Source organism: uncultured Mailhella sp. (genome assembly GCF_944324575.1).
Taxonomy (GTDB): domain Bacteria; phylum Desulfobacterota; class Desulfovibrionia; order Desulfovibrionales; family Desulfovibrionaceae; genus Mailhella.
In genome coordinates this window covers 1-9,339 of sequence record NZ_CALUWV010000080.1, presented here as the reverse complement: position 1 = coordinate 9,339, position 9,339 = coordinate 1, and the positions used below count along the sequence as shown (strand labels likewise).

Below are 9,339 nucleotides of genomic sequence, written 5' to 3'. Positions count from 1 at the left end.
CGGGACTGCCGCGCCCGGCGCCCACGCCCAGTCGCGGAGCGAACCCACGACCCCGACACGGCGGGGCCCGTTCTTCCGGGCAAGAGCCTTAGACCGAACCCGCCGGAAGCGTTCCCCGCGCGACGCGAAAACGACGATGCACCGCGTGCTCACGCGGACAAAAGCTCCCTTGAAAAAGAAAAATCATGAGCGCGACCTTGACGGATCACGCCCATGGAACTCCTTACGAAAACAAGGGACGCGGAAAAGGGAAGCGCCCGTAAAGACGCTCACCGGCTAGTGACCGCAGCTTGCGCAGTTTCCGCCGGAGCAGCCGGCGCAGCCGCCGCCCGAGGCCGGAGCGGACGGAAGATCGAAGGAATCGGGCGTGCCGTCCGCAAGGCGGCAGGAGCAGCGCGAGATCATCTTTTCCGTTTCCGTGGAATGGCACTTGGGGCAGGAAGGCTTTTCATCGCCGAAGACCAGGTCTTCAAACGTATGGTTGCAGGCCTTGCAGCGGTATTCGTAGATAGGCATGACATCAGACTCCTTTCGGGCTCTCATGGCTGAGAGCCTGGACATTTTCAAAAAGATAGTGGTCGACAAGCTGACACATGAGGTGCATGCACGCCTCATGCATTTCCTGAATGAGCGGCGTGTGCCGGTGAGGCACGTCGAGCAGGTAGTCGCACATGGCGGCCATGCGCCCTCCGCCCTTCCCTGTCAGGCCCACGACGATCATGTCCGCAGCGCGGGCCGCCTCTATGGCCCGGATGACGTTCTCGCTGCCGCCCGAGGTGGAAAAGGCCACCAGTACGTCTCCGGGACGACCGAGCCCGGAAACCTGACGGGAGAACACCTCATCATAGCCGTAGTCATTGCCCACGGCCGTAAGCGTGGATGAATCCACCGTAAGGGCCACGGCGGGCAGGGACGGACGCTCCATGAGAAAACGCCCCAGAAGTTCGCCGGTCATATGCTGAGCGTCGGCAGCGCTGCCGCCGTTGCCGCAGACGAGGATCTTGCCGCCTCCGGCAAGACAGCGGGCCATGCTGCGGGAAGCGGCATCAAGAACGGGGGCGGCATCCGCCAGAAAAAGACGGCGCAGCTTCGCGCCCTCTTCCGCGTGTTCATGTATGATTTCAAGAGCTGTTTTCATGATGCTCCATGACGCTTGACGTGAGCGGCCGCGGCCGCGAATTTCCAAACAAGGAACCATACCCCAAAGCCCGAGGGCTGACAATGGCCGGAATTGTTGCGGAACCGGCAGGAACGGGAAGCGCTCCACGCTCAGAAGATAACTCCGTCTCCGGCTTCGGCAAGGGGAAAGAGAGCCTTTCCCCGTCTTGCGCCCTTCCTCCCCGGCGTCGCGACCGCGACAGACTCTTCCGCCGGATCGCCTGCGGAACGCGCAACGTTCATCATCCGTTTCATTTTTCCGTTGCGCGGGTTTGTTCTTTAGAGTACAAGACTCCCATGCCCCGGACTGTCTTCATGCCGGCGCACGTTTTATCCCGCCTTCCGCCCTGCGGCGCACGCCGGGAGAGGCTTCCAAAGGACATTCCATGCATCCCATCTCGCGTCTTCTCATTCTTCATAAGGACAATCCGCAGCCGGAAAACGCCGGTCGGGAGCTGACAGGCTGGCTGAAGGCCCGTCACGTGGACAGCGCTCTTCTTTCCGCCGGAGCCGACGCCATCACCATGCGGGCCGAGGCCGCCGCGAGCGACGCCGTGCTCGTGCTCGGCGGCGACGGCACCATGGTGGGCGTGGCGCGCCGTCTGGCAGGCATACGCACGCCGCTTGCCGGCATGAATTTCGGTCGTGTGGGATTTCTGGCCTCCCTGCCTGCCGAGGGGTGGGAAAAGCCGCTTGCCGACATGCTGCTGGGCCGATGGGAGCTTGAACGCCATCTCACGCTGCGCTGGCGCATCCTGCGCCGGGAAGGAGACAGTCTGATCCCTCGAAATGAAGGCGTGGCCATCAACGACGTGGTTACCGCCCACGGCGTTGTGGCCCGCGCCGTATCTCTCAGTCTCACCATAGACGACGTGCACTTCAGCACGCTGCGCTGCGACGGCGTCATCGTGTCCACACCGCTCGGCTCCACCGCGTATACGGCCTCCGCGGGCGGTCCTCTTACCATGCCTTCCATGAACGCCCAGCTCGTCACCCCCATCTGTCCCTTTGCCGGTGGCTTTCCGCCCATAGCTCTGCCTGCCGCCTCGCGTATACGCCTGGAAGCCTGCCGTCAGGGCGATCAGGTGCTCCTGTCCGTGGACGGACAGGAAAATCTTCCGCTGGATTTCGGCGACGTTCTGGAGATACAGGGAGTCCCCGATCAGCTTTACATGCTGGTAAGCGACACAAGCTGGTATCTGCGCCGTCTCATCGACCGGGGCATCGTCACTTCAGGACCGGGCAGAAGAGAAAACCTCTGATCTTCCCAGGCGGATTCCAAACGCCCGGCCCGCCGTTTCATGACGGAAAAAGCATCGGCGCTTCTTTTCTTTCGTCATTGCCGCATTTCCAGAGCCGACAGATCCCTCCTTTGCCTGCCTCGCCTCCGCACTGCGGACGAACGTCCGGGTTTCTCTTGAGCCTCGAGGGTTTTAATGATAGGAGTACAGATTCCTCCGTCCGGGAGAATTTGTTTATCCGCTATCATCAGGGAGTACCCCATGTCCGCATACGAGGCTGTCATCGGCCTGGAAGTGCATGTGCACCTCGCCACTGCCAGCAAGCTTTTCTGTTCCTGCCCCAATTCCTTCGGCGACGAGCCCAACACCAATGTCTGCGAAGTGTGCTCCGGAATGCCCGGAGTTCTGCCCGTGCTCAACCGCAAGGCCGTGGAATACGCCTCGCGCATGGCCCTTGCCATCCATGCGACCATCAATCAGCGGTCCCAGTTTGCCCGGAAGAACTACTTTTACCCCGACATGCCCAAGGACTATCAGATTTCGCAGTTCGAGCTTCCCCTCTGCGAGCACGGCTGGCTCGACATCACGGTCAACGGGGAAAAGCGCCGCATCGGCATTACCCGCATCCATATGGAAGACGACGCGGGCAAGAACATCCATCCGCAGGGCGAAAACTTCAGCTACGTGGATCTGAACCGTGCCGGCACGCCGCTTATCGAAATCGTGAGTGAACCGGATCTGCGCAGCGCGGAAGAAGCCGTGGCCTACCTCAAGAAGCTGCACGCCATGGTGGTGAGCCTCGGCATCAGCAACGGCAACATGGAGGAAGGATGCTTCCGCTGCGACGCCAACGTATCCATACGCCCCCGCGGGGAAACGAAGCTCGGCACCCGTACGGAATTGAAGAACCTCAACTCCTTCCGCAACGTACAGCGCGCCATCGAATTTGAAATCGCAAGGCAGTCCGATCTGCTCGACGACGGCGAAGAGGTGATTCAGGAAACCCGCCTCTACGATGCCGCCCGCAATCTTACTGCGCCCATGCGCAGCAAGGAAGACGCGCAGGACTATCGCTATTTTCCCGATCCCGACCTGCTTCCCGTGGTCATCACCGACGAGGAGCTCGCCGAATGGGCGGCCACGCAGCCGGAGCTTCCCGAAGCCCGCATGGCCCGCTACATGGGCGACTTTCAGCTTCCCGAGCAGGACGCCGACCAGCTCTGCGCCGATCCGCATCTTGCCGCGCTCTTTGAAAAGGCCTGCGGAATCTGCTCCCAGCCCAAAAAGGTGGCCAACATCATGCTCGGCATGATGATGCGCGAGGTCAACCAGAGCGGCATAAGCACCGCCGACATCAAAATTTCTCCCGAAGCGCTGGCCGAACTTGTCACCATCATCGGCAACGGCACCATTTCCTCCAAGATTGCGGCCGACATCTTCCCCGAGCTCATGAAGGGCGAGGTCATGCCCGCCGAGCTCGTCAAGACCCGCGGGCTCGTGCAGGTATCCGACACCGGCGCCATCGACGCCGCCGTGCAGAAAGTGCTCGCCGCTCATCCCGCCGAGGCGGAAGCATACAAAGGCGGCAAAACCAAGCTCATCAGCTTCTTCGTGGGACAGGTCATGCGCGAAATGCGCGGCAAGGCCAACCCCGCCATGGTCAACGAAGCGCTCGCCCGCTTCCTCGGTCAGGCGTAAAAGACTCTCACGTCACGGCGCTCCCCCGGCGGAGCGCCTCAACCCGACACACGGTTTTCCCCATTGCCATGAGCAACAACGACTGGAACAACGATAACGGACTCGACAGGCTCGATTTAGGCACGCCCGCCCGCGGCAGAAGGAAAAACGCCTCCGAACCGGTCATGGAAGACGATTCGGACAGCGAACTTCTGTCACTGGACGCCGCTCCCCGGAAAGGCCGCAAAAAACGCCGCAGAAAGCGCGGCTTCTTCGGCACGCTTCTGTATCTTTTCGGCACGCTCGTGCTGCTCGGCGCTCTCGGAGCGGCGGCAGGCGGGTACATGATCTACCAGTGGGTTGCCGACGATCTTCCGAGTTTCAGCAAGATTGCCGACTACCGGCCGCCTCTCGTGACCACCGTCCTTGCCCGCGACGGCAGTCTCATCGGTCAGCTGTACCATGAACGGCGTTTCCTCGTCACGCTCGACCAGCTTCCCAAAGTGGTGCCTCAGGCCTTTCTCGCCGTGGAGGACGACCAGTTCTACAATCATCCCGGCGTGGACATCAAAGCCATCATCCGCGCGGCCATAGCCAACTTCCAGCACGGCTCCACGCGGCAGGGCGGCAGCACCATCACGCAGCAGGTCGTCAAGCGGCTCATGCTTACCCCGGAAAAGAGCTACGAGCGCAAAATCAAGGAAGCCATTCTTGCCTACCGTCTGGAAAAGCAGCTCAGCAAGGATGAAATTCTCACCCTCTACATCAATCAGATATTCCTCGGCAACAATGCCTACGGCGTCGAAGCCGCCGCTCGCGTGTACTTTGCCAAGAACGCCAGGGATCTCACCATAGCCGAAGCCGCGCTCATTGCCGGTCTCGGCCAGTCGCCTTCGGCCTACAATCCCTACCGCAATCCTGAAGCCGCCCAGAATCGTCAGCATCACGTGCTCCGCCGTCTGCGCGACCTCGGATGGATAAGCGACGCCGAATACGACGAGGCCATCAATCAGAAGCTCGAATACAAGGCCATGCCCTCATCCAACCCGGACGGCGCCTGGTACCTTGAAGAAGTGCGCCGCCTGCTTGTGGAGATGTTCTCGGAAGAAAACTGCAAGAAGAACGGTTACGACTTCGGCATCTACGGCGAGGACGCCGTGTATGAGCTCGGCCTCACCGTGCACACCGCCATGGACCCGCTGCAGCAGAAGGCTGCCAACGAAGGTCTGCGCCACGGCCTTGAAGATGCCACCAAGCGTCACGGATGGCTCGGTCCGGTGAAGCATCTCGAGCCTTCGGAGTACAAGGATTTTCTCAGGAAAAAGGACTTCCAGCTCTCCGATCTCGACGACGACGGATGGGCACTCGCCCTTGTGACAGGCGTGAACAAATCCGGCGCCGACGTGCTTCTTTCCGAAACGCAGCGCGGATACGTGAGCGTGCGGACCATGAACTGGGCGCGCAAGCCCAACAAACGCGTGGCCGGATCGGTTACGGCCGTGGTCATGCGCGACGCCACGCGTGTGGTCAAGCCGGGCGACGTCATCTGGGTTTCCCGCGACAACACGCCGGCCGCTTCGAAGCAGAAGAAAAACGCCAAGACCGCGACACAGGCCCCGAAAAATGCACAGAACGCCGCTTCCCGTACCAGCGAGCCGGTCATTGCCCTGCGCCTGCAGCAGTACCCCGACGTGCAGGGAGCCATGGTGTCCATCGAACCGGAAAACGGCGACGTGGTGGCCATGGTGGGCGGCTACGCCTTCGGCAGTTCCGGATCGCAGTTCAACCGTGTCACGCAGGCGCAGCGCCAGCCCGGCTCCTCGTTCAAGCCCATCGTGTACTCGGCCGCGCTGGACAACGGCTTTACGCCTGCGTCCATGCTGCTCGACGCGCCCATCATTCTCATCGACAAATGGACCAAAAAAGCCTGGCGACCCGGCAACGACGACGGCAAGTTCGACGGCCCCATGCCGCTGTACCGGGCTCTGGCCCGTTCGCGTAACCTCTGCACCGTCCGCGTGGCACAGCAGATGGGCGTGGAGCATATCATAGCCAGGGCCAAGGCCCTGCGCCTTACGCCGGACTTTCCCGCTACGCTTTCCATCAGCCTCGGCGCCGTGGCCGTTTCGCCGCTCAACCTCGCGCAGGCCTACACGGCCTTTGCCAACGGCGGCAAGGTGAGCTCTCCGCGCTTCATCACCAGCATTCAGGGTCCGTGGGGCAACACCATCTACGAAAGCCAGCCTGAATCCGTGCAGGCCATTACGCCGCAGAATGCCTATGTCATGTCCAAGCTGCTCGAAGGCGTGGTCAACTTCGGCACCGGCGGCAAGGCCCGCGTGCTGGGCCGGCCCCTCGGCGGCAAGACCGGCACCACCAATGACGAAAACGACGCGTGGTTCATCGGCATAACGCCCTACCTCGTTACCGCCACGTATATCGGCTACGATCAGCTTCAGCCCATGGGACGCGGCGAAACCGGCTCGGGCGCTGCGCTTCCCGCCTATCTTTACTATGCAAAGGAAGCCCTGAAAGCCTACCCGCCGGACGACTTTCCCAAACCCGACGGTATCGTGTTCGCCGATGCCGGAGGCATGCCCATGCCCTTCATTGAAGGAACGGAACCCGGAACCGGCTACGGCATCGACGCCCTTGACGGCGAAGTCGATCCCGAGCTCGTTCAGCAGGCTGCCGAACAGGCTCAGCAGGGTGAAGATCTTCTGAAGGATATGTTCTAACGGGAGACTTTGGGCGGAACCTGACCTGACAGGTTTCGCAGATCGAAATTCCGTCCGTCATGCGACCGGCCCCCCCGGAGCTTCCGGGGCCTGTCGCATGACGGATTCAAGTCAACATAAAAAGGCTGGGGGGTCCCCCTTCCCGTCTTTTTAACCCGCCCGGTTCCCAGCCGCGGTGGCCGGGGCCATTCCCCACAGGCGGGTTTTTTTGCCTTCAGCTTGCGGCACTGCCGCAGGAGCAGATATGGAAAAACTGGAACGCGAAATTATGCAGGTGAGCAAGGAAATTGCGGTGAAATTCATTGAGTCGCAACGCCTTTCCCCCAGCAATTTTGAAGAAATCTTCCCTTCCATCTACCGTGTGGTCATGGACACTGCCCTGAAGGGCAGAGAAAAGCTTGAACAGGAAGGAGACGCAGAATGAGCCAGAACGCTTCCGGAGACGAAAACCTCCGCAGGGAACCGGTATCCGAAAGTCCGGCCGACGTCTCACAGCCCGCTTCCTCCGGTGACGCTGCCGCATCCGAGCAGAGCGCCGGTACGGCAGGCGACGCTTCCGGCAAGGGGCCCGGTGACGAACATACCCGCAACGTGTCTGAAATGTTCGGTCGCATGACACCGTGGTATGACCTGCAGAACCGCGTGTTCAGCCTTTTTCTCGACTGCTGGTGGCGTCGCAATCTCGTACGCTCCGTGGTTCCCGGCCCCACAAACACGGTCATCGACATGGCGGCGGGGACGCTCGATGTCACGCTTGCGCTCATCCGTCGCTATCCCGGGCTGCACGTCTATGCCACGGACATCTGCGAACCCATGCTTCGCTACGGCGAAGAACGCAAAATGCGGGCCGGCGAACGCTCCCGCGTGACCACCATGGTGGCCGATGCCCGTAACATGCCCCTGCCCGACGGCTGCGCCGACGCCGTGACCATCGCCTTCGGCATACGCAACGTGCGTCCCCGCATGGATGCCCTGCGCGAAATGCATCGTCTGCTCGTGCCCGGAGGCAGAGCCTGCATACTGGAATTTGCCCCCGTATCCACGCCGCTGTTCGGTCCGTGCTACCACTGGTATCTGCGCCACGTCATGCCCAAGCTCGCCGGTCTCGTCAGTCACTCCACCTCGGCCTACGACTACTTTGCCGAGACCATCGAAAACTTTCCGAAACCCGCAGCGTTCAGCGAAGAACTGCGCGAGGCGGGCTTCGCCTTTGTTCAGCACATCCCCTTCACGCTGGGCGTCGCCAACCTCCACATAGCCGTGCGCGGCTGATGCGCGTCCCGTTTTTTCCTCGGAGTCTGTCATGTCATTAAGTCTGGGAATCGTCGGGCTGCCCAACGTGGGCAAGTCCACTCTTTTCAATGCGCTCACCAAGGCGCAGAACGCCGAAGCCGCCAACTACCCCTTCTGCACCATAGAACCCAACAAGGCCACCGTGGCCGTACCCGACAAAAGAGTCGACGCGCTTACCGATCTCGTGAAGCCCGCCAAGACCATCTACGCTACTGTGGACTTTGTGGACATCGCCGGTCTTGTGCGCGGAGCCAGCAAGGGTGAAGGTCTCGGCAACCAGTTTCTGGCCAACATCCGCGAGTGTGCCGCCATTGTGGAAGTGGTGCGCTGCTTCGATGATGAAAACATCGCCCATGTCGACGGCAGCGTCGACCCGCTGCGCGACGTGGACACCATTGAAACCGAACTTCTGCTTGCCGATCTCGACACTGCGGAAAAACGCCTCGACACGCTGAAAAAGAAGTCGAAATTCGACAAGGAAATGCAGAAGGCCCAGCCCGTGCTGGAAGCGCTGGTAGCCCATCTCGGCGAAGGCAAGAGCGGCTCAACCTTTGAAGTGCCCGAACTCAACGAGCCCTTCAAACAGGTCTGGCGCGAACTCTCCCTGCTTACGGCCAAAAAGTTCATCTACTGCGCCAACGTTGACGAGGCCGGTCTTGAAGAAGACAACGAACACGTAAAGGCTCTTCGTTCCCTGTCCGAATCCAGAGGATGCGGCATGGTGAAGATATGCGCCCGTCTCGAAGAGGAGCTTCAGGGGCTCTCCGATGCTGAACAGGCAGAAATGCTGGAATCCTATGGCATCACGGAAAGCGGTCTTGAAAATATCATCCGCATGGGCTACCACACGCTCGGCCTCGCCAGCTTCCTTACCGCCGGCCCCAAAGAAGTGCGCGCCTGGACATTCCGTCAGGGCTGGAAGGCTCCGCAGGCTGCGGGCGTCATTCATACCGACTTTGAAAAGGGGTTCATCCGCGCCGAAGTCATCAGCTACGAAGACTATATGAAATACAAATCTGAAGCGGCCTGCCGCGCTGCGGGCGTACTCCGCGTGGAAGGCAAGGATTATGTCGTTCAGGATGGCGACATGATGAACTTTTTGTTCAACGTGTAGGACTTCCTCTTCAACATATAACCATTCAGGAGGAAGTGATGCCTAGGTTCAGGACTCATTAAATATAAAAGATGACAATGGCAGCGAGACAAATGGCCGAAAAGAACGTGTGTGCACA

The 9,339-nt window shown here is 60.6% G+C and carries 8 protein-coding genes; 6 read left to right on the top strand and 2 right to left on the bottom strand.

Going from position 1 to position 9,339, the window contains the following annotated elements; all coding sequences use genetic code 11:
• Window positions 1–276: 276 nt before the first annotated feature.
• Window positions 277–516, bottom strand: coding sequence for a zinc ribbon domain-containing protein (locus tag Q0J81_RS08845; RefSeq protein ID WP_294447268.1), 240 nt, complete (start codon window positions 514–516; stop codon window positions 277–279).
• Between the two features lie 4 nt (window positions 517–520).
• Window positions 521–1,141 carry an SIS domain-containing protein gene (locus tag Q0J81_RS08840; protein WP_294447269.1) on the bottom strand — a complete coding sequence of 207 codons (621 nt, stop codon included), beginning with the start codon at window positions 1,139–1,141 and terminating at the stop codon, window positions 521–523.
• A gap of 403 nt (window positions 1,142–1,544) precedes the next feature.
• Between Q0J81_RS08840 and Q0J81_RS08835 the strand changes: the two genes are divergently transcribed.
• The 6 genes from Q0J81_RS08835 (at window position 1,545) to ychF (ending at window position 9,221) form a co-directional block, all read left to right on the top strand.
• Entirely contained in the window at window positions 1,545–2,420 is an 876-nt protein-coding gene (locus Q0J81_RS08835) for an NAD(+)/NADH kinase (protein ID WP_294447267.1), read from the top strand.
• A gap of 240 nt (window positions 2,421–2,660) precedes the next feature.
• Window positions 2,661–4,097 carry an Asp-tRNA(Asn)/Glu-tRNA(Gln) amidotransferase subunit GatB gene (gene gatB, locus Q0J81_RS08830; RefSeq protein WP_294447266.1) on the top strand — a complete coding sequence of 479 codons (1,437 nt, stop codon included), beginning with the start codon at window positions 2,661–2,663 and terminating at the stop codon, window positions 4,095–4,097.
• Between the two features lie 68 nt (window positions 4,098–4,165).
• Entirely contained in the window at window positions 4,166–6,814 is a 2,649-nt protein-coding gene (locus tag Q0J81_RS08825) for a penicillin-binding protein 1A (RefSeq protein ID WP_294447265.1), read from the top strand.
• A 244-nt stretch (window positions 6,815–7,058) separates the two neighbouring features.
• Window positions 7,059–7,238 (top strand): hypothetical protein, encoded by a 180-nt coding sequence (locus tag Q0J81_RS08820; RefSeq protein WP_294447264.1) that lies wholly within the window; start codon window positions 7,059–7,061, stop codon window positions 7,236–7,238.
• A complete protein-coding gene (locus Q0J81_RS08815) occupies window positions 7,235–8,086 on the top strand; it encodes a ubiquinone/menaquinone biosynthesis methyltransferase (protein WP_294447263.1) in 852 nt (283 codons plus the stop codon). The genes Q0J81_RS08820 and Q0J81_RS08815 overlap by 4 nt, the downstream gene beginning before the upstream one ends.
• A gap of 31 nt (window positions 8,087–8,117) precedes the next feature.
• On the top strand, window positions 8,118–9,221 hold the full coding sequence (gene ychF / locus Q0J81_RS08810) for a redox-regulated ATPase YchF (RefSeq protein WP_294447261.1): 1,104 nt from the start codon (window positions 8,118–8,120) through the stop codon (window positions 9,219–9,221).
• The last annotated feature ends 118 nt before the right edge of the window (window positions 9,222–9,339 follow it).

Coding starts and splice junctions, on each gene's coding strand:
- Q0J81_RS08845 (WP_294447268.1), bottom strand. CDS start 516: ATGCCTATCTACGAATACCGCTGCAAGGCCTGCAACCATACGTTTGAA.
- Q0J81_RS08835 (WP_294447267.1), top strand. CDS start 1,545: ATGCATCCCATCTCGCGTCTTCTCATTCTTCATAAGGACAATCCGCAG.
- gatB (WP_294447266.1), top strand. CDS start 2,661: ATGTCCGCATACGAGGCTGTCATCGGCCTGGAAGTGCATGTGCACCTC.
- Q0J81_RS08825 (WP_294447265.1), top strand. CDS start 4,166: ATGAGCAACAACGACTGGAACAACGATAACGGACTCGACAGGCTCGAT.
- Q0J81_RS08820 (WP_294447264.1), top strand. CDS start 7,059: ATGGAAAAACTGGAACGCGAAATTATGCAGGTGAGCAAGGAAATTGCG.
- Q0J81_RS08815 (WP_294447263.1), top strand. CDS start 7,235: ATGAGCCAGAACGCTTCCGGAGACGAAAACCTCCGCAGGGAACCGGTA.
- ychF (WP_294447261.1), top strand. CDS start 8,118: ATGTCATTAAGTCTGGGAATCGTCGGGCTGCCCAACGTGGGCAAGTCC.